Below are 21,934 nucleotides of genomic sequence, written 5' to 3'. Positions count from 1 at the left end.
TGATTGCGCTTCTGCTACTGTCTTTGGCAATTAAAACAATAAAGCTTGGGACATGTTGTGAATTTTAAAACTATTGGATCTATTTCCATCGTTGCCGGAACGGCAATTGGTGGAGGCATGCTGGCACTTCCGCTGGCAACCGCTGCGCTAGGAATGATTCCTGCACTGATTTTATTGGTGGTCATTTGGGGGATCTCCGCATACACCTCTTTACTCATGCTGGAAATCAACTTACGCACAGGCGTCGGTGACAATGTCCATGCCATTACAGGTAAAACATTAGGAAAAACCGGTCAACTGATCCAAGGCGCTTCATTTTTAAGCTTATTGTTTGCGCTCACCATGGTGTATTTAATGGGCGGTTCATCGCTACTTGAAAACCGTTTAGCTCCTTTAGGCATCGATTTAAGTAATCAAGCTGCAGTACTGATATTTACGGTCATTTTTGGCGGCATTATTGCGGTGGGTGTAACTTGGATTGATAAAATTTCACGATTGCTTTTCTCTGCAATGGTAGTGTTACTAGTATTAGTGGTTGCCTTTTTGCTACCGGAAGTGAATTTAGCTGTCACACTCAGTAACACCGTCAGTCAAGTCGCAGAAGGATCTGAGTTAACTAACTTATGGTTGGCAGCCATCCCAGTGGTATTCACCTCTTTTGGTTTTCACGTTTGCATTGCAACCATAGTTCGCTACCTAGATGGTAATGCCATGTCATTACGTAAGGTATTACTGATTGGCTCAACCATTCCATTGGTCTGCTATATTTTGTGGATTTTAGTCACTCTAGGTACATTGGGCGGAGAAACTGTTCACAACTTTGAAGGCTCGCTACCTATGCTGGTTAGCGCCTTACAAGGCGTAGCGCAATCAAATATTGTCAGTCAGTTTATCGACTTATTTGCTAACTTAGCTCTGATCACATCGTTTTTAGGCGTAACCATGAGCTTATTTGATTATGTTGCTGAATTAACTCGTGCTAACAATGACAAAATCGGCCGCACTAAAACCTGGTTAATCACGTTTATTCCGCCACTATTATGTGCGCTATTTTACCCAGATGGATTTTTCCAAGTGCTTGGTTTTGCCGCTATTCCATTAGTGGTAATGATTATCTTTTTACCGATAGCCATGGCCTTTAAGCTGCGGCCACAAAACTTAGGTGGATACCAAGTTTCAGGCGGCACGCCCGCTTTGATAGCCGCAGGGATTTGTGGTGCTATTATGGTTATCGCTCAACTCATTGTTGCGTTAAGTTAATCGACTTAGCTATCGCGAAAAACTGAGTTTGTAAGCGTTTTTTTCTAGCGCTATTAAGATATTAAAAGTTTTGCTAAAGTCAGGCCTAGGCCTGACTTTTTTGTTAGTGCTTACGGCCTCTCTGCGTCACAGTGCAGATGATGGCAATAAAACTGATAATAACATCATATATTGAGTGGCATAAAACAGAACGTATTGTTATTACGCCCACCAACCTCTTTGCTAAAAATGGACTTAACACAATGAAAACATGGTTATTAACCGCTGCAATTGCAGCAAGTTTTGCAGCTCAAGCCGATGAAGGTATGTGGCAGCCGCATCAACTTCCTGCTATGGCTGATATGCTAAAGCAAAAAGGCTTAGAGATTGATGCTAAGTCCATTTCTAAACTGACTGAGTTTCCAATGAATGCCGTGATAAGTCTCGGCGGATGTACTGCTTCATTTGTATCACCTAAAGGGCTTGTGGTAACTAATCATCATTGTGCTTATGGCTCAATTCAATACAACTCAACCGCAGAAAAAAACCTCCTTAAGGAAGGTTTTTTAGCTAAAACCTACCAAGATGAATTACCAGCAACACCAGGCTCTCGGGTATATGTCACCGAAGCCGTTACTGACGTCACAGCGCAAATCAAGCAAGATCAAATGGCCAAAACCGGTCATGATTTCTACAAAGGTATTGAGCAACAAGAAAAAGCCCTAGTCGCAGAGTGTGAAAAAGAAGATGGTTATCGCTGTCAGGTATACAGCTTTCACGGCGGCTTAGAATATTATTTAGTTAAGCAATTAGAAATTCGCGATGTCCGCTTAACTTACAACCCAGCAGGCAGTGTCGGCAAATACGGTGGCGATATTGATAACTGGATGTGGCCTCGTCACACTGGTGACTTCTCTTTCTACCGAGCGTATGTCGGTAAAGATGGCAAGCCTGCAGACTTCCATGAAGACAACATCCCTTACGAGCCAAAAAGCTTTTTAAAAGTATCAGCTAAAGGTGTAAGCGACGGTGATTTTGTGATGGTTGCCGGCTACCCAGGGCGCACTAACCGTTATCGCACCGCAAACGAAGTCGCAAATCAATTTGAAAACGCCTACCCTGAAGGCAAAATGCTGCGTGAACGGATGATTGAAATCATCAAGCAAACCGCCAAAGAAGGCAGTGATGAACGTATAAAATATGAAAGCTTAATTGCTGGACTGGCTAACTACGCTAAAAACTTTACCTCTATGATCGAGTTTTATGGTAAATCAACCATGCTTAACGATCGCAAAAAAGTTGAAAGCGATCTCGCAAATTGGATCAATGCCGATAAGCAGCGCCAAGCACAATATGGTGAAACCATAGCTGCTCTTGATGCGTTAGTTGCAAAAAGTCAGCAACATCAAGCTCGCGACATTCTATTAGGCTATATAGGTTATACCACTATGGTCACCACTGCCAGTGACTTATATCGCTTAGCTAATGAGAAAACCCTGCCAGATATGCAACGTGAGCCGGGGTATCAAGATCGTGATATGACCCGCTTTAAATCAAGCATGGAGCGCATCGATCGTCGTTATGCACCAAGTGTGGATAAAGCATTATTGTTAGATATGCTAAGTCGTTACGCACAATTACCAAAAGACCAGCGCTTACCTGCATTAGATAAAGCTTTTGCGATTGGTAATAAATTTGATGCTAAAAAGCTGAGTAAAACCTTAGACAAAATGTATGCAAAAACCCAGCTAGGCGATCAAGCGACTCGCCTTGCATGGATGGAAAAGTCAGTTGCTGATTTTAAAAAATCAAACGACCCATTTATTCAGTTTGCAGTCAATACTTATGATGAAAGCATGAAACTAGAGCAAGAGAAAAAACAGCTTGCTGGTGACTTAATGAAAGTGCGCCCACAGTTTATGGATGCCATCATTGCCTTTAATCATGAGCAAGGTAAACCGGTTTATGCCGATGCAAACTCAAGCCTTCGCGTCACCTTTGGTAACGTAAAGGGTTACTCACCACAAGATGGTTTAGTGGCCGTGCCATTTACCCGTTTAGAAGGCATTTTAGCGAAAGACACCGGCGTCGATCCTTTTGATGCACCAGCAAAACAATTGGAACTTATCAAGCAGAAACAATATGGCGATTACTATGTCAAAGCCATTGATTCTGTTCCAGTAAACTTCTTATCAACCCTTGATACCACTGGGGGTAATTCAGGTTCACCGACCTTAAATGGCCGTGCGGAATTAGTTGGTTTATTATTTGATGGTGTGTATGAAAGCATCATTGGTGACTGGGGTTACGATGACAACTCTAACCGCTCAATTCAAGTTGATAGCCGTTATATGCTGTGGGTAATGGAGCATTTAGACCATGCTGACAACCTACTAGCAGAAATGGAAATCGTTAAATAACACCCATTCAAGCTAACGCTAATTAAACTGGTTTAACATTGCTAATTCGGCGGCCGTAACAGGTCGCCGTTTTGTTTGCTCAAGCAAGCCTAACTCGACTCCGGCAATCGCAACACGAAATAAATCTGTTACTCGGAACCCTAAAGCAAGACACATACGCCTAATCTGACGATTAAGCCCTTGAGTTAGCACAATTTCAAATTTATTTTCAGCAACTTGTAGCGCCTTACAAGGTAAAGTGGTGATCGATTTATTGGCAACTTGATAGCTCACGCCAGCGGCCATTTGCAGGATAAATTGGCTATCGAACGGTTTATTTACCGTCACCAAATAGGTTTTAGTATGTTGAAAATCAGGATGCATTAAACGCTGAGTTAGATCGCCATCATTGGTTAACAACAATAAACCGCGCGAATCCTTGTCTAACCGCCCAGCAGGATAAACGCGAGGGCTTACAGGCAACTGATGCAGCAAGCTACTTGGGTCATCAGGCAACAAACGACAATCAATACCAACAGGCTTGTGATACAGCCAATAGACTTTTTGACTGACGGGTAATAGCGCTTGTCCATCCACAGTTATGCTTAATAGGTGCCCCAAATGATCAACAGCTTGTTGATGTTCATTAGCAACAAACACGTGATCATTATGACGGGCTAATACGCCATTAATACAAACTCGTTGCGCTTGGATCATTCTGGCACACTGCCTCCTTGATGCGACATCGCACTGAGCAAGGTAATGCGCTAAACGGTATTTAATCATTAATGAATCAACTGAGGTTGCTAGTAAGCTGGCGTTAACTGCCGAGCATCTTTCTGCTGTAATACAATATATCTACGCATGCCAAAACCTAAGCAAACACACCATAATATATTGGCCTGAGTCAGCCCCCACATACAGGTTGCTACCCAGCAAAAATGGTCAAACGACTCATTACAGGGCGGAAAATCAAGTACTCGCCAATCTAACATAAATATCAAACTCAACGACATGATTAGCGACAACAAAGACAAGCCAAATTCGGCTCGGGTCATCGTATTTTTAGGCCTAAAATAATTCAAAATAGACAAAAAATGTAATAGAGCGGAACAGAGTAGATATATAGTCGATACCTTTCGGTGCCAGTCTAAATAGTTGATAGGAAAAATCCCCAACAACGCAATACTAAAACCAACCATTGCGCCAACTAAAGCGATTGCCCGACTAAAAGGATCTTCAAAAGTGTAATAAATTGCCATTGCACAAAAGAAAAAACATGCCCCAGCTGCCAACAATGATAAATTAAAGACCACGGCTAGAGGAGAGTTCATATAATCACCTAATGTATCAGGCCTGATTGATAAAAAACTACCTTGCAATTGATCAAGCAGCGCAATTAAGGCGCTTAGCACGCCGACACTGGCGATACAGGCTGCAGCAATAGACATGAAAACTATGATTAAATGTAGATCGTAATTTCGAGGTAAGGTGGTCAAATGAAAATAGGATAAGTAAGCGGTAACACAAGCTTACTGCGAACCTTTAAAAAGTAAAAGCCCTAAACGGGAGTTAGGGCTTTATTTTATAAAAGACAATCTTTTAACTAACAATGTCTTTAGTTATAATGGCTTATGCTCGCTTTCGGAAAATCACAATCGCAACTGCCACAATAGCCAAAATCATACAATACCAAGCGTGTGATACTGCGGTTAAAGGGCTAATGGTAAACACTGAAGCGATCAACAATGCTTGCGCGCCGTGTGGGATCAGTCCCTGAATAATACACGCAAAAATATCTAAAACACTAGCGGCACGCTTAGAACTAACTCCATGTTTTTGAGCGAGATCTTTAGCAATATCGCCTGTTACCACAATCGACACGGTATTATTAGCCACACAAGTATTGGTCGCAGCAACAATACCCGCCATGCCTAACTCAGCGGCACGAGGAGAAGCCTCGCCATTGGCTTTTGAAAAACGGCGGATCAAACCTTCTACTTTATTGTTAACGAACGCTAGTCCACCCTGCTGTTGCATTAATGCTGCTAAACCTCCAACAAACATAGATAAAATGAAGATTTCTTGCATATTGGTAAAGCCGGTATAAATGTCATTACCAAACTGAATAATGCTGTAATCGGTCGCCAATAAACCAGTAATACCCGCCAAAATGATACCGAAAGTGAGCACAACAAACACGTTCAACCCCGCAACAGCTAACACTAAAATAGTTAAGTACGGTAATACTTTAATAAACTCGATATCTTGAGCAGCAATATCAGCATGACCTTGACCAGCAAAAGCAAAAGCTAACAAGGTGATGATAGACGCGGGTATAGCAAAAATGAGGTTCTCACGAAACTTGTCTTTCATACCACAACCTTGCGTACGTGTTGCCGCAATTGTGGTATCAGAAATTATCGATAAGTTATCACCAAATAAAGCACCAGATAAAACCGCACCGGCCATTAATGCATAATCAATTTGAGCTTGGTCGGCAACGCCTAGCGCAACCGGCGCGACTGCGGCTATCGTACCCATTGACGTGCCCATGGCAGTTGCGATAAATGCAGCAATCACAAAAAAACCAGGTAATAACAGATCTGAAGGAATAAGTGATAAACCTAAGGCAACAGTAGCATCCACACCACCGGTCGCTTTTGCGACTGAGGCAAATGCACCAGCCAAAAGATAAATCAAACACATTGCAATAATATTGCTGTGGCCTATGCCACCAATAAAGGTTTCAATAGCATTATTCAGCTTTTGCTTGGACAACAATAAAGCCAAAATAATCGCTGGCAAAATCGCAATAACACTTGGTAATTGATAAAAAGCATAATCAACACCTTGGCTTTGGAAATATATTCCCACACCAATATACAATGCTAAAAATACAAATAATGGCAGCAGCGCAATAAACGATGCAGAAGGTGAATTGTTGGCTGGTGTCGTCAAGGTCTTCTCTCTTTTGTTAGTTTTGCTCAATTAACACAAAGTTACATTCGCAGTGATGAATATGGGTAACACATCCTAATCTGATGCGCCAAGAATAAGAGAACTCATTCCCAATTGCAATCTAGACGTCTAGACTTCTTTATATCCGGAATTTTTTTTACATCAATAACAATAAAAAAACACACAACCACCCTAAAGTCACCACAAATTATTTACGACTAAGCCATTTGCGTTGCAGTTTTTGACCTTTAGCCTAGTTCAAAATATCATCAACACTTCAGTTTTGTGAGTATTCAACAATGAAACCAGATCGACGTCATGCAATGCAGCAGCTTATTACCCAGGTAAAGAGCACCTTTCCCCTGGATAACCCAGAGTTAGCAGTACTGAATAACAATGACACGCCTAGCTTTGGTGATTTAGAGAAATTTGCCAAACTTTGTAAAAATGTGCACCGTGGTTTAAGCCGTAATGGCGTATTTTAAATAAAAAAATACCCGCATAGCGGGCATTTTAGCTTCACAGATTAACTCACTTTATTCGTCGGCATCGCCTAATGATAATAAAGTGGCATTACCACCAATCGCAGTAATATTATTGGTCCGCGTTTTTTCAGTCACAAATCGGGTTAAATAGTGTGGACCACCTGCTTTAGGACCGGTGCCAGATAACCTTTGGCCACCAAATGGTTGCACACCCACTACAGCACCAATCTGGTTGCGGTTAATGTAAACATTCCCCACATTCACTTTATCCGCTAGGCTGAGGGCATGGCCTTCATTACGACTATGAATGCCTAAAGTTAAACCAAAACCAGTGCTATTGATTTCATCAATCACCTTGTCCAAATCAGCCGCTTTATAACGCACTACATGCAAAATGGGCCCAAAGTGTTCTTTATCAAGCACCTTAATGGAGTCGATTTCAACAGCGGTTGGCGCAACAAAATGCCCATTTTCTGTGCCAGCAGGTAACTCAAGCTGATTAATCAACTTACCCACTTGCTTAATATGATCAATATGCGCATTTAAGTTAGCTTTAGCTGTTGCATCAATCACTGGTCCAACATCTGTTTTAACTGAGCTTGGGTTACCAATGGTTAACTGCTCCATGGCGCCTTTCATCACATCGAGGACCCGATCAGCGATGTCTTCTTGTAAAAATAACACTCGTAATGCAGAACAACGTTGTCCTGCGCTGGTAAATGAAGATGAAACCACATCATTAACCACTTGCTCAGGTTGTGACGTTGAGTCTACCACCATGGCATTTTGACCACCGGTTTCAGCAATTAAAGGAATAATTGCACCTTCACGATTAGCCAATGTGCGGTTTATTAATTTAGCGGTACCCGTTGAGCCAGTAAAACACACACCACCAATACGCTCATCAGCAGTTAATGCTGCACCAACGGTTGCCCCCGTACCCGGTAAAAATTGCAGCACATCTGTAGGAATACCCGCCTGATGAGCGAGCTGTACAGCACGATAACCGACTAAACAGGTTTGCTCGGCAGGTTTAGCAATAACCGTATTACCTGCAGCTAATGCGGCCGTTACTTGACCTAAGAAAATCGCCAACGGGAAGTTCCATGGACTGATGCACACAAAAACACCACGCCCCTGCAAGAATAGCTCGTTTAGCTCACCCGTTGGACCAGGGAGCAACTCGGGCTTAGCCATCATCTTGGTAGCTTGAACAGCGTAATAACGGCAAAAATCAACCGCTTCACGAACTTCGTCTATCCCATCTTGGATGCTTTTTCCTGCTTCTCGTGTACATAAAGCAATGAGCTCTTCACGATTATCCTCTAGCAAATCCGCCAGCTTATACAGTGCTTGAGCCCGGGTTTCAACCGGTGTACGAGTCCAGCGACTAAAGGCTGCATCGGCAGAAGCTATTGCATATTCAATGGCTTGGGTATCGGCAAAGGCCACTTTCCCCACAAGCTTAGTGGTATCAAACGGGCTGACAACCTCATTCACTTCACCATTTAGGGTTTTACCATTAACTAATGGACCAGCTTGCCATTGGTTACTGCTAAATTTGTCTAATCGAGCAAAAAACGGGGTTGATTCAGAAATGATATTCATATTCAATCCCTTAGAGTTTTTACGCTCAGCACCAAAAATATCAATAGGTTGGACAATTTTGTGGTTTGCAAAGGTTTTATAGCCTTTTAAGGTCACTAATGGATGAACGACTAATGACTCAATCGGCGTTTTAGGATCAACCAACTTATGCACAAAAGAGGTATTAGCACCGTTTTCTAATAATCGGCGTACCAAGTAGGGCAGTAAGTCTTTGTGAGCACCGATTGGCGCATAAATACGCACCGATTTAGCACCACTTTCAGCTAACATTGTGTCGTATAATTCTTGCCCCATACCGTGTAAACGTTGGAATTCATAAATACGATCGCCCGCCATCGCACCAATACTTGCAACAGTTTGTGCATTGTGAGTAGCAAATTGTGGGTAAATGTTGCCACGAGTAGCATCAGACAGTAAGAATCGTGCACAAGCTAAGTACGAAACATCAGTGCCCGCTTTGCGGGTAAAAAGAGGATAACCACCTTCACCGGCTTGTTGTGCCCATTTTAGCTCGCTGTCCCAATAGGCACCTTTAACCAAGCGTAATGGAATTTCATCACCTTGCTCTTTGGCTAAACGGTTTAACCAACATAAAACAGGTAAGCAGCGCTTCGAATAAGCTTGCACCACAATGCCTAACAATCCCCAACCTTTGGCTTCATTAGACTGGTATAGCTTTTTAAATAGCATTAGAGAGAGTTCTAAGCGGTCAACTTCCTCGGCATCGATGGAGATACCAATATTGAGTTCTCGCGCCTGCACAATCAGCTTTATCACCGTATCGTATAACTCTGTTAATACACGATCTTGATTAGCCACCTCATAGCGTGGGTGCAATGCAGATAATTTAATCGAAATAGTCGGTCTTGGCGCTTCTGATTCATCATATTTTTGAGCACCGAGATCACGAATGGCATTACTGTAGTCGGTAAAATATTTTTGGGCATCTTTATTCGTTAATGCAGCTTCGCCTAACATGTCATAACTATGGGTATACCCAAGCTTACGCTTAGCTTCGCTATTTTTAAGCGCCTCTTTTACATCACGCCCCAATACAAACTGCTTACCCATGATCTTCATGGCAGCCAGCATTGCTTGGCGGATCACAGGTTCACCAACACGATTAACAAGGCGGTTTAATAAATTGCTCGGTGTACCATCAATTTTACGATCAAGCTTAATCACCTTACCGGTTAGCATTAAACCCCAAGTCGATGCGTTAACTAAAACCGAGTCACTTTTACTTAAATGCTCATCCCATTTAGCGCCAGATAACTTATCTTCAATTAATGCGTCAGCGGTTTCGGCATCAGGAATACGTAATAATGCCTCAGCAAGACACATCAAAATAATGCCTTCTTGGGTTTCTAAGCTGTACTGCTGCAAAAATGCATCGATACCAACCATTAAACCCTTTTTTTCAAACTGACGAACCTTATTCACCAATTCATGAGCGCGCTTTGTTACCGCTTGTATTTCTTCATTTGATGAAGGTACAAGCGAAATGAGTTCCGCTAAATATTGTTCTTCATCAACAATATAATTATCAGTAATTGCTTTAAACAGTTCTTCAAGAGTGGCATTGTCATAGCGACCGCCCAGTACTTCACTCGCTTTGAACATCATAATCGCTTCCATCATGGTCAGTTGAAAGAAGGTAAAACACCTATTTACCTACTGCATATTTGTTAATATTTTATTTTGTATACAATGTACGATTGTTTTCGGGGCCGAGTATACAAGCAAAATGTGACATTGGACACTATCTTACCTCGATAAAATGTGTGAAATATCTCAGCCACAGCAGAACATCTCCTATGCCTTAACTGGCCAAAATAACTCAAGTAAAAAATGAAACTAAATATCAATAATTTAAAGTATTGATAGTTACTTAAGCTTTAAATGTGCAAGTTTATCAATACTGACAATTAGTATGAAATTGAGGCACAAAAAAGGCCAATGTCAAACACATTGGCCTTTTTTGCTTTTGAAATGAAATACAAATTACATCCAGCGGTTTTTTTTGCGGCGCTGTGGGCGAGGTAAATACACCAAAATGATACCAATTAGTGCACCAAGACCTGCAATTAAGCCGCCTTGTTGCCACATTTGAAATTGCTTAGCGTCACTGGCAGCCTGCACCTTAGACTTAGCAACATCGCGCTCATTTTCCGCTTTTGATAAAGCCGCTTCAAGAGCGGCAATTCTACGATTGGCAAGTACTAAGTCTTGAGTCGCATTATCGGTCGTTAAGGTAATTTGATTAAGCTGTTCATTTACTTTAATCAACTCACTCTCTACTGTTGGAAAACGCTCTCTAAAGCTGGGTTGATCTGTCACTAAATCGCTTCTAACCCAACCTTCACGTCCTTTATGATCCACAATCAGTGAATAATCACCATCAGTTTTATCTAAAAACTTAACCGGCTGCCCTGCTTCTACACTACCTAAAATACGGTATTGAGTCCCTGGTCCACCATGAATATAAGTAAACACATCATCGGAAATATAATGAGATGCACCCTGCGCGTTGGCAGTCATGGTTACCAATAATAACAAAATCAACTGAATAGCTTTAAACACTGTTTTTTCCCTAACGATCTTGATTAGCTGCCATGCTATTTATTTAATCCCTGTAATGCAAGAAGGAAGTCATAAGACTTCCTTCTTTAATCGATTAAATCAAAGTAATTAACTAAATATACCTTTAATCATGTAGAAGAAGACAATCGATAAACCGGCACCTGCAGGTAAAGTCACCACCCACGATACGACAATATTACGGACCACACCAATATTAATTGCTGCAATACCGCGCGCCATACCAACACCCAGCACAGCGCCAACTAATGTTTGCGTAGTTGAGATAGGTAAGCCAGTACCAGAAGCAATAACCACTGTTGAGGCAGCCGCTAATTCAGCAGCAAAACCACGGCTAGGGGTTAAGTGAGTAATATTCTTACCAATGGTTTGCATTACACGCTGACCAAAAATGGCTAAGCCTAATACAATACCTACAGCACCAAGCGGTAAAATCCACCACTCTAGCACAGCTTTAGACCCGATTTCACCACCACTATTAACCACTGAAACCACTGCGGCTAATGGGCCAATTGCGTTAGCAACATCGTTTGAACCGTGAGCAAATGCCATACAACATGCAGTAACAACCATTAAGATAGCAAATACTTTCTCAACGTTACCAAACTGAGTTTGGCGGTCTGCTTTGTCACTCATTTTTAGGCGTGCAATAGCCACTTTCCCGAACATACCAACGGAAAAGGCAACCGCACCTGCAAGCATATAAGCTTCTAACGTAGAGAAGTGCAAACCAACATGCTTCAAGCCTTTTGTTACCGTCACAAGTGACATCACAAAGCCAGCTAGTGCCATATAAAAAGGCACATAGCGTTTTGCATTAGCTAACGGATCATCGGTATTAAAAATCAGTTTTTGCACACTTTGGAAAATAGTGAATGCAATAAAACCTGAAATTGCAGGGGTGATAACCCAAGAGCCGACAATACCAACAACCTTACCCCATTCTACCGAATCCGCACTCACACCCACAGCGGCAAAACCAATAATTGCACCAATAATAGAGTGAGTCGTTGATACCGGCCAGCCAAGTGCAGAGGCAACCACTAACCAAATACCTGCAGCAAGCAGTGAACCAATCATACCGAACACTAGGTATTCAGGCACATCAGTAAAATATGCTGCATCAATAATACCATTTCGAATGGTACTAGTTACTTCGCCACCGGCCAAAAAGGCCCCAGCAAATTCAAAAATCATCGCAATGATGATCGCTTGTTTAATCGTAATGGCATTAGAACCTACTGAGGTCCCCATAGCGTTGGCGACATCATTTGCACCAATACCCCATGCCATCAAAAATCCAAATGCAGCCGCAATGCCGATAAGCATCGGGCCGTTGGTGACTAATACATCAACCATTGTTGTTTCCTTGATAACCTTGTGATTAGTTACGAGCTAACATTAGCTCTAGACGGGAGCCTACGCGTTCAGCTATATCAGCTAAATCACCCGTCCACTCAATAATTTTATATAGAAACATCACATCAACTGGATTTAATTCTGCTTCAACAGAATACAGTTGGCGACGGACTTGGATTTGAAGATCATCTGTGTCTTCTTCTATTGAATCTAACTCATTGATCATTCTTGCAACTAACTCGACTTCACGACCTCTAAAACCTGTTTCTAATAGATCATCTAGCTCATTGATTGCTTTTTTTGCAAGTAACACAGCATCAAGACAACGCTTAAGGTAAGCATTGAATGGTTCTTGAACTGAAGGAGGAAAAACTAATTGGCGCCCAATAACACGGCCAGAAATGTCTTTTGTTTTGTTGGCGATTTTGTCTTGTTGAGTTAATAATTCAAGCAAGTCAGTACGCTCAACTGGCATAAACAAGCCGCCAGGCAAGGTTAAGCGAATTTCACGCTTTAAGGTATCAGCATCTTTTTCTAGTATGCTAATTTGTTTGCGAATTTTTACCGCTTCATCCCAGTCTCCTGCCACTGAGGCATCAAAGAAAGGTACAAGAAGGAATGCACATTCGTTAACTTTGTCGATATGCTGTTCTAAAGGCTTTAGAGGTGATTTTGCAAATACACCTAAAATAGAGTTTACTGGCATTGCCGTTTACCTATTTAATTAATTCCGATTTGGAAAAGCGGGCGCATGTTACCTCAAGCGTCCACATAAAGAAACAGTGTAGTTCCAATTTCGTACTACTGTGATTTATAATTTCAACTCAGAGTATAATTTATCTGAGCGACGCAATCCTAAAATATTTTTATTACAGAAATGTGACATTATGAATTATATATGACGCATTGGTGAACATTTGATTACAAGGTGAGCAATAAGTCAATGGAAACAGAAATTGAACTCAAGTTACTCATCAGCACTCAACATTTTGATTCAGCGTTAGAAAGCCTTAGTAAACTCCCAAAATCTAAACCAATAAATACTGATTATTTATTTAATCATTATTTTGATACTAGTCAGTTGCAATTATTAACCTGGGATATGGGGTTACGTGTTCGCGGTTCAAAAAATCATCAAGAACAAACCATAAAAACCGCTGGTAGCGTCAAGGCAGGTATACACTCACGCCCTGAATATAATGTCCCGACCGCTGAAAAAACACCCAACCTTGCATTATTTCCTCAACATATTTGGCCAAAAAATACCAATATAGCTGAACTTAATCAACAATTAGAATGCATTTTCGAAACCAATTTCACCCGTATAACATGGCGCATTTTTGTTGATGACAGCTTAATTGAAGTCGCTCTTGATCAAGGTGAAATCATCGCCAATAAAAATTGTTCCCCGATTTGTGAAGTCGAGCTTGAATTATTAGCTGGCAGTAAAAAGGCACTTACCACTCTAGCCCAACAGATCGCCAAACATATCCCCGTGCGATTAGGGCAAGCCAGCAAAGCGCAGCGAGGTTATCAATTAGCTAAGCTTTACACCCCAAAGCCTATCAAGGAGTTACAGCATATAAAATTGAATGATGCGCAAAGTTTATCTGCAACCTTAAAACAGATATTAACCCTTTGCCTTGAACGATGGCAGCAATTGGAAGCGGTTCTGATCACCCCCATAGAGGATAAAAGCGAAGAAGCACTAAGCCCTACGCAGCTCATTAATAAAGTACAAGCATGGGGGCAATTTAGGGACAATATCCGTTTATTAAAACTGACCTTAAATCAATTTGGCTTACTGAGTAGCGACTTGCACCAGCAGCTAACATGGCTTGAAGACCAGTTAGTTTTTGTCAAAAACCTTCAAAGTTGGGCACTTATCATCAATGAACCAACAACCTTGCTAGGCGGCTTAAATAACAAGCAACTCATTCAACAACAAGTTAGCCAACTAATTTTTCAGCAACTTAAAAAAAATACCATCAATGATATAGTTGAACATATCAACTACGGCCAATTACAGTTGGTACTCGTTGAAATGTTAATGCTGGTTGAACAACAACAAATCGAACTTGTTGATTACCCAAATGTATCTTTATTAGCCAATGATTTACAGCAAGATTCTTGGAAGCGCATTTTACAGTTAATGCCGCTTAATATGGATATGAGCAATATTGATTATCAACAAGTCGCTATTGCTTTGGATGAAAGCTTACAGGTTGGCGTTGCTTATGGTGAGTTATACCCTAACCAACAAAAACATGACTTTAGAGCCCCTTGGATAGATTTAGCATTAGGGATATCCACCTTACATTGTTATCAATTGCTGCGAGAGTTAAATCAAGCGTCAACATTGGGCATAGCCTCATGGTTAGATAACAAAGAATCGAGTTTGCTTTTTGCGATGGAACACTCTCGTAAAAGAGCAGTTAAAAATAAGCCTTATTGGTAAACCTTAATCTAAAAAATGGGCTTGACGATATCAATCATCAAGCCCTTTCTTATAACCATTGGTATGACTATACAACTAATCCAAGTGCTGATTGAATGCGTTGGCCATAATCAGCATCTGCTTTAGAAAAATGCGCTAGCATACGTTGTTGCACATCTACAGAAGTTTGACTTAATGAACCGGCAATCGTAGCCACTAAGCGCTGCTTCTCATCTTCGCTAAACATACGGTACAGATTTCCCGCTTGAGTAAAATCATCTTGGTCATAGCGACTATAACGTGCTGCCTCACCGTCTATGCGTAATGGTGGCTCAATCAACTTAGATGCATCTTCAAGTTTAGGCTCAGCGGTGCTTGGTCCATAGTTTACGCTAGCATCACCACCGGTTTGGCTACCATGATAAGGGCATTGAGTGCCCGCCATGGCACCACCACGTTGATGATGATTTGCTTGGGTTGCATGGGGACAATTAACAGGTAACTGATTATAGTTAGCACCAATGCGGTAACGCTGTGCATCGGCATAAGCAAACAAACGTGCCTGCAACATTTTATCTGGTGATGCGCCAACGCCAGGCACCAAATTGCTTGGCGCTAATGCAACTTGTTCAACTTCTGCAAAATAATTTTGTGGCAGACGGTTTAGCTCTAGCTCGCCAATTTCAATTAATGGGTAGTCACTGTGCGGCCAGACTTTGGTTAAATCAAACGGATTGATATGGTAAGTATTGGCATCAGCTTCTGGCATTATTTGGACATTTACGGTCCATTTAGGGAAATTACCATCGGTAATGGCGACTACCATGTCACGTTGTGACGAATCAGGATCAATCCCTTTTAATTTATCCGCTTGCTCGTTAGTTAAGTTCACCACACCTTGTTGTGACTTAAAATGAAACTTAACCCAAAAGCGTTCTCCTTCGGCATTCCACAATGAGAATGTGTGCGAACCATAACCATGCATTTGACGATAGTTAGCTGGAATACCGCGATCTGACATTAAAATGGTGACTTGATGCATAGCTTCTGGGTTGAGTGACCAAAAGTCCCACATTGCTTGTGGATCTTTTAAGTTGGTTTGTGGATGACGCTTTTGAGTATGAATAAAGTCTGGAAACTTAATCCCGTCTCGTAAAAAGAAGGTTGGTGTATTATTACCCACAATGTCATGATTACCTTGAGCAGTATAAAAACGAACCGCAAAGCCGCGTGGGTCGCGTTCAGCATCCGCACTTCCCATTTCACCACCAACGGTAGAGAAGCGTACAAAGGTTTCGGTTTGTTTGCCCACACCATTGAAATGATCAGCAATGGTATAATCGCTTAAGTCTTTTGTTAGGGTAAAAGTACCATATGCGCCAGTCCCTTTGGCATGCACTATGCGTTCAGGAATTCGCTCACGATTAAAATGCGCTAGCTTCTCAATCAAATGCCAATCTTGTAGTAATAAGGGGCCACGCTCACCAGCTGACAATGAGTTTTGATCGTCTGCTATCGGTGCGCCACTTTGACTTGTTAAGTAATTTGAATTGTTCATATTAATCTGCCTCTACATTATTCTGCTAATAACCATTGTTCAATTAGGTCAAAAACGGTTGCCATCATATTCACCTTGGCGGTCGTAATCGGATAAACAGATAATACCCTGCAAAATAAATTAATATAAGCGATTAAAGTGAATAGGGATAATCGACAAAACCAATTAGCAAGAAGCAAGAAGCAAGAAGCAAGAAGCAAGAAGCAAGAAGCAAGAAGCAAGAGCAGCCTAAAAAGCAATCTTGTATTAAGCCAAAGTAAAAATTGGCTTAATACAATTAATAAATCGCTTATTATTCTGTAGATGGGGAATTTGCGGTTCTCGATATAACTTCACTAAATAATAAGCATCGATCAATACAATGAAGAAATTGACTAGGGCTACTGGGATCGCCGCAATCGCCAAACCGTAGGCAACAAACAAAGCAGCGCCAATTAAGTTCCACCAGCGCAGCTTTTTAATGTCTGCCATCATCAGCGAAATGGCAACCACCACAGAGGCTAAATAGCCCACCCATTCCCAAATAGTTGCACTATCCATATCATTTCCAATTTCTATTTAGTCATCGGGTAATTGTAGCTTATCGCTTAACAACCGCTGCTGTCATCCTTGAGATGCAGCACAAATCATTAGCGCTATTATGGATTAGTATTTCCCAAACTGAACTGCGCTTACCCAGATGAACGGGTTTAGCCGTAGCGGTCAACAAACCATTACGCGACGCTTTTAAATGGTTGGCATTAATTTCTTGACCAACACAGTAATACTCTGTGAAATCCACCACAAAATTAGCCGCATAACTGGCAACTGTTTCAGCTAGAGCTACATTGGCACCACCGTGAACAATACCCAGCGGATTATGCACACTCGGTTCTGCTGGCATGGTCGCCTTCATATAATCGTCACCGATCTCAGTAATTTTAATGCCTAATGTTTGCATTAAGGTGCCCTTACCGTGCAATCCAGCATCTAAACGATGACAATCTTCTAAGCTGACCTTTTTAAACCAAATACTCATTTATTACATCCAGTTAAAAATTTCATTTAGTGTACTTTGACTAAAAGTGAGATGAAACAAAAAAAGAGGAGCAAAATTGCGCCTCTTAGTTTCAATATTTTTTGTTAGTTAGTTCACTAATTCTAAATGACGTTGATAAGTTTGCGCCCAACGCAGTAACTCAACACGATTACGTGATTGGGTTTTTCGAAAAATAGAAGAGATATGCGCCTTTACCGTATGCTCACTAATACAAAGGCGGTGAGCAATTTCTTTATTTCTTGCGCCACTGGAAACCAACTTAATCACAGTGCGCTCACGACCAGTGAGCATTTGCATGATTGCAGCTTTGTCTTCAGGAATTTGATTATGATGTTCTTGATGCTGTACTAGACGGCGAAAAATTTTGCTGATCAGCGGTCTGTCATACCAAAGCTCATCTGAAACCATCTTACGTAAGCCTGTTAACATTAAGTCCATGCGCTGATCAGTAAACAGAATGCCACGAATACCTAACAACAACGCAGCCTCTTGGTCTAACGAGCCTCGCTCTACTTGATATAATGCAACGGGAACGTCATTAGCCATTCGTGCCGCTAAAAGCGGAACGCCTTTGCTGTCAATTGCTGCGCCTTTTGGGGCGATAAAATAAAAGCAGTTCGACTGATTTTCGAACGCTAACGCTTCGACATGCTTAATGATACGCGTTTTAAAACCTATCGATTCAGCAAGAATAGCTAAATTACAAGGGGCTGATAATTGGTGCAAAAACACCAACTCATACATATTCGAACTCATCACTTTTCTCCCTGAAAAGTTTAATTACGTTCAAGTAATTACTTTTTGTTATTGCACATTTTTCGCAACAACATCATTACAGGCCTCATTGGCCTAGCACTGAAAATCATCCTGAAATTCATTTTATACTTAAATTGTGTGTTGATTCTAGTCGCACTTTAAACCATAAAGCACTGCAAAAGCCTAGAATAAACAAAAAGATAATCAAATGAGACAAACGCTTAGTATTAATTTACTAATCTCATCGCCGGGCTGTCAGTCAAAAGTACTATTTTATATCTCTCGAGAGGATAAACATACTCCCGACTAACTAGGCCATCTTATTACTGAAGATGACTGATTTGCCTATTCTGTAAACCCGTTAACATTAACAAACCACATATCCCGCCAATTAACGCTAAAAACATATCTGATTGCGTATCCCAAACGTAACCTTGAGTACCTAAAAAGGCTTCCGCATCTTCACCCGTAGCAGCAGCGACCCACCATTCAATTAACTCATAAAATGCTGAAAAAGCGAGAACAAAACAGACGCATAAAAATTGACACCAAGCGCCTATTTGCAGTACCCCATTGCGAAGCATCACTTCTCTTGCCAACATAACCGGCACAAAACCTTGTACAAAGTGGCCCACTTTATCGTAGTTGTTACGCTCACTTCCCATGACTTGCGCTAACCAGTCAAATAATGGCACTTCAGCATAGGTGTAACGAGCACCAACCATTAACACAATGCAATGAATCAAGATTAATACATAAGAGAGGGTTGTGAGTGGAAAACGTTTACGAGTAAAAAACAAAATAGGTAGCGCGATCAAAGCAGGAAGCGCTTCTAGCCACCAGGTGAACATATCTTTAGGATCACTAACCGACCACACTAAAACCGCAATAAAACACACTATCCATATAACTATATTATGCAATGTAAATCCCTCTTATTCGATATTGTTCTAGAATGAGAATATTAACTTTAGCCATCTAGCCCTCCACAAGCAGCAAAAAAAGTGCTACTTTGACACTGCGTTGGAAGTCGCAAAATTCATATCAATCCTAATCGCATTGATATCATAAGCATAAGTACTCAAATTAACTAGGTACTAAATCAGCAATATAATCATTAGAGGGTACCCATATCATGGCGAAACACTCGCTTGACAAGGATAAGATCAAAATCCTGCTGTTGGAGGGCGTCCACCAAAGTGCAGTTGATGTGTTTGAAAGAGCAGGCTATAGCAACATTGAGTATCACAAAGCTTCGCTAGGTGAAGACCAATTGCTCGAGTCGATTAAAGACGCACATTTTGTTGGGTTGCGTTCACGTACACAGTTAACGGCACAGGTTTTAAACCATGCTGAAAAACTGGTCGCCATAGGCTGTTTTTGTATCGGCACCAACCAGGTTGATCTATCTGCAGCAGAAAAGCTAGGGATCCCGGTGTTTAACGCACCATTTTCAAACACTCGCAGTGTGGCTGAATTAGTGCTTGGTGAAATCATTATGTTATTGCGTGGTATTCCACAACGTAATGCACAATGTCACCGTGGCGGTTGGTTAAAAAGTGCCAATGGTAGTGTGGAAGCGCGCGGTAAAACACTCGGCGTTGTGGGTTACGGCCACATTGGCACTCAGCTAGGTATTTTGGCTGAAACCTTAGGTATGCGGGTTATCTTTTTCGATATTGAAGATAAATTGCCGTTAGGAAACGCATCACAAGTGCATTCACTGAACGAGTTATTAGCAAATGCGGATGTTGTGAGTTTGCATGTGCCAGAAACCCCTTCAACCAAAGACATGTTTGCTGAAGCTGAATTTAGCAAAATGCGCCAAGGCGGTTTCTTCATTAACGCCTCTCGTGGCACGGTTGTCGATATTGATGCATTAGCGCAAGCCATAAAATCAGGCCATATAGCTGGTGCAGCAGTGGACGTATTCCCTGTTGAGCCTAAATCAAATGATGATGAATTTGTAAGCCCATTACGTGGTTTGGACAATGTCATACTGACACCGCACATTGGTGGCAGTACAGCAGAAGCACAAGAAAACATTGGCATTGAAGTGGCAGGTAAACTGGCCAAATATTCAGACAATGGTTCAACGCTTTCAGCGGTTAACTTCCCTGAAGTGTCGCTTGCGCCTCATGCGGGGGCATCACGCCTGCTGCATATTCACCAAAACCGTCCTGGTGTGTTGATTAAAATTAACCAAGCGTTTTCTGAAAAAGGCATTAACATTGCGGCTCAATATCTACAAACAACCGCAGAAATTGGTTACGTGGTAATGGAAGTGGATTCAGATCAAGCTCAAGAAGCCTTAGATGAACTAAAACAAATTGAAGGCACCATTCGTGCCCGGGTGTTGTTTTAGTCAATGTTTTAACTGACGTCCATAAAACGGCTATTTAGATAGCCGTTTTTTATTGCCGCTTCCCCTGAGCTTCCGTTACACTGCTTGCAATATTTTGCTGTATAACAGGAAACCTTATGAGCCTTTCAGTTAGCCAACCCAATTGGAAAATAACCCAAGAAACGCCCTCATTAATGCTAGCCAGCTTGTCCCATTTCGGACTGATTGAAGTCACAGGAGAGCAGGGCCGAAGCTTTATCCACGGTCAAGTCACCACAGACATCACCTCTCTTGAAGCAAACCAGTGGCGTTGGGGGGCACATTGTGATGCTAAAGGTAAAATGCTTGCCAGTTTTCGGGCCTTTGCCATTCATGACAGCTTATTTATGTTGATGCCCGCCAACAACATTGAATCAGATTTAGCCCAATTAAAAAAATATGCAGTATTTAGTAAAGCTGAGCTTGAAAATGCTAGCGCCAACTGGCTGCTAATCGGTATTGCAGGTATGGATGCTAAGGCGTTTGTTGAGCAACAATTTGGTTCAATTGATGCTCAACTCACCCTGGTGGATGGCGGTGCAATCATTAAAGATGGCGAGCGTTACATTGCTATGCTAACCCATGATAAAGCAACCACACTATGTGAAAACCATACACTATTTGATGCCACTGCATGGCAAGCGCTAGAAATTATAGCGGGTTACCCTAATATTCAAGTACAACATGCAGGCCAATATGTGCCGCAAATGTGTAACGTTCAAGCTATTAATGGAATAAGCTTTACCAAAGGCTGCTACATGGGACAAGAAACCATCGCCCGTATGAAGTACCGTGGTGGTAACAAACGTGCACTGTATATTTTATCGGGTAATACCCATCAAAACTTAACAGCGAATTCCAGTATTGAAATCGCCCTTGAAGAAGGTTATCGCAAAGCTGGAAATATTATTGAGTTTGTTCAACAAGGCGAGCAAGTGTTGTTAACTGCGGTTTTGGCTAATGACACTCAAGCAGATGCCACATTGCGCATTGCGGAAGATGAGCAATCTAGCTTATCGGTTATGGCTTTGCCTTACTCGTTAGTAGATTAAACGAATAATCGTTCGCGATTAAATTTAACCATGGCGACTGAGCTAAAAATGCAATTC

General features: G+C 41.6%; 18 protein-coding genes. 6 read left to right on the top strand and 12 right to left on the bottom strand.

Annotated elements, in window-relative coordinates; genetic code table 11:
- Positions 1 to 57 precede the first annotated feature (57 nt).
- Positions 58 to 1,260, top strand: a complete 1,203-nt coding sequence (locus HBH39_RS02765) for an aromatic amino acid transport family protein (RefSeq protein ID WP_167675409.1) — start codon at positions 58 to 60, stop codon at positions 1,258 to 1,260.
- Between the two features lie 242 nt (positions 1,261 to 1,502).
- Positions 1,503 to 3,659, top strand: coding sequence for a S46 family peptidase (locus HBH39_RS02760; protein ID WP_167675408.1), 2,157 nt, complete (start codon positions 1,503 to 1,505; stop codon positions 3,657 to 3,659).
- Positions 3,660 to 3,677: 18 nt separating this feature from the next.
- Here the strand turns inward: HBH39_RS02760 and HBH39_RS02755 are convergent, their stop codons facing one another.
- The 3 genes from HBH39_RS02755 to HBH39_RS02745 form a co-directional block, all read right to left on the bottom strand.
- Positions 3,678 to 4,355, bottom strand: a complete 678-nt coding sequence (locus HBH39_RS02755; RefSeq protein ID WP_244325724.1) for a pseudouridine synthase — start codon at positions 4,353 to 4,355, stop codon at positions 3,678 to 3,680.
- An 89-nt stretch (positions 4,356 to 4,444) separates the two neighbouring features.
- Entirely contained in the window at positions 4,445 to 5,089 is a 645-nt protein-coding gene (locus HBH39_RS02750) for a DUF998 domain-containing protein (protein ID WP_167675404.1), read from the bottom strand.
- A gap of 181 nt (positions 5,090 to 5,270) precedes the next feature.
- Positions 5,271 to 6,599 (bottom strand): Na+/H+ antiporter NhaC family protein, encoded by a 1,329-nt coding sequence (locus tag HBH39_RS02745; RefSeq protein WP_167675402.1) that lies wholly within the window; start codon positions 6,597 to 6,599, stop codon positions 5,271 to 5,273.
- Between the two features lie 299 nt (positions 6,600 to 6,898).
- Here HBH39_RS02745 and HBH39_RS02740 point away from each other — a divergent pair, with 299 nt between their 5' ends.
- Entirely contained in the window at positions 6,899 to 7,084 is a 186-nt protein-coding gene (locus tag HBH39_RS02740) for a hypothetical protein (RefSeq protein ID WP_167675400.1), read from the top strand.
- 51 nt (positions 7,085 to 7,135) lie between these two features.
- On the opposite strand, the gene putA is transcribed toward HBH39_RS02740, so the two are convergent.
- The 4 genes from putA to HBH39_RS02720 form a co-directional block, all read right to left on the bottom strand.
- Positions 7,136 to 10,330, bottom strand: a complete 3,195-nt coding sequence (gene putA, locus HBH39_RS02735) for a bifunctional proline dehydrogenase/L-glutamate gamma-semialdehyde dehydrogenase PutA (protein ID WP_208764194.1) — start codon at positions 10,328 to 10,330, stop codon at positions 7,136 to 7,138.
- 366 nt (positions 10,331 to 10,696) lie between these two features.
- A complete protein-coding gene (locus HBH39_RS02730; RefSeq protein WP_244325723.1) occupies positions 10,697 to 11,275 on the bottom strand; it encodes a TIGR04211 family SH3 domain-containing protein in 579 nt (192 codons plus the stop codon).
- A gap of 108 nt (positions 11,276 to 11,383) precedes the next feature.
- Positions 11,384 to 12,652 (bottom strand): inorganic phosphate transporter, encoded by a 1,269-nt coding sequence (locus HBH39_RS02725; protein ID WP_167675398.1) that lies wholly within the window; start codon positions 12,650 to 12,652, stop codon positions 11,384 to 11,386.
- Between the two features lie 25 nt (positions 12,653 to 12,677).
- Positions 12,678 to 13,358, bottom strand: a complete 681-nt coding sequence (locus tag HBH39_RS02720) for a TIGR00153 family protein (protein WP_167675396.1) — start codon at positions 13,356 to 13,358, stop codon at positions 12,678 to 12,680.
- A gap of 237 nt (positions 13,359 to 13,595) precedes the next feature.
- Between HBH39_RS02720 and HBH39_RS02715 the strand changes: the two genes are divergently transcribed.
- Entirely contained in the window at positions 13,596 to 15,110 is a 1,515-nt protein-coding gene (locus tag HBH39_RS02715) for an inorganic triphosphatase (RefSeq protein ID WP_167675395.1), read from the top strand.
- A 67-nt stretch (positions 15,111 to 15,177) separates the two neighbouring features.
- On the opposite strand, the gene katB is transcribed toward HBH39_RS02715, so the two are convergent.
- The 5 genes from katB to HBH39_RS02690 form a co-directional block, all read right to left on the bottom strand.
- Positions 15,178 to 16,647, bottom strand: coding sequence for a catalase KatB (gene katB, locus HBH39_RS02710; RefSeq protein ID WP_167675393.1), 1,470 nt, complete (start codon positions 16,645 to 16,647; stop codon positions 15,178 to 15,180).
- 246 nt (positions 16,648 to 16,893) lie between these two features.
- A complete protein-coding gene (locus tag HBH39_RS02705) occupies positions 16,894 to 17,187 on the bottom strand; it encodes a YgjV family protein (RefSeq protein WP_167675390.1) in 294 nt (97 codons plus the stop codon).
- Between the two features lie 40 nt (positions 17,188 to 17,227).
- Complete coding sequence (locus tag HBH39_RS02700) at positions 17,228 to 17,665, bottom strand: PaaI family thioesterase (RefSeq protein ID WP_167675388.1); 438 nt, start codon at positions 17,663 to 17,665, stop codon at positions 17,228 to 17,230.
- Positions 17,666 to 17,773: 108 nt separating this feature from the next.
- Positions 17,774 to 18,442 carry a helix-turn-helix transcriptional regulator gene (locus tag HBH39_RS02695; protein WP_167675386.1) on the bottom strand — a complete coding sequence of 223 codons (669 nt, stop codon included), beginning with the start codon at positions 18,440 to 18,442 and terminating at the stop codon, positions 17,774 to 17,776.
- A gap of 323 nt (positions 18,443 to 18,765) precedes the next feature.
- Positions 18,766 to 19,365, bottom strand: coding sequence for a DUF2238 domain-containing protein (locus HBH39_RS02690; RefSeq protein WP_167675384.1), 600 nt, complete (start codon positions 19,363 to 19,365; stop codon positions 18,766 to 18,768).
- Positions 19,366 to 19,577: 212 nt separating this feature from the next.
- Between HBH39_RS02690 and serA the strand changes: the two genes are divergently transcribed.
- The gene (serA, locus tag HBH39_RS02685) at positions 19,578 to 20,807 is read left to right on the top strand and encodes a phosphoglycerate dehydrogenase (RefSeq protein WP_167675382.1); all 1,230 of its coding nucleotides are present in this window, start codon (positions 19,578 to 19,580) and stop codon (positions 20,805 to 20,807) included.
- A 116-nt stretch (positions 20,808 to 20,923) separates the two neighbouring features.
- A complete protein-coding gene (gene ygfZ / locus HBH39_RS02680) occupies positions 20,924 to 21,877 on the top strand; it encodes a tRNA-modifying protein YgfZ (protein WP_167675380.1) in 954 nt (317 codons plus the stop codon).
- Positions 21,878 to 21,934: the final 57 nt, after the last annotated feature.

This window comes from Shewanella aestuarii (assembly GCF_011765625.1).
Lineage (GTDB): Bacteria > Pseudomonadota > Gammaproteobacteria > Enterobacterales > Shewanellaceae > Shewanella > Shewanella aestuarii_A.
Note: the sequence above shows the minus strand (reverse complement) of the source record. Positions and strands in the feature narration are given on the sequence as shown.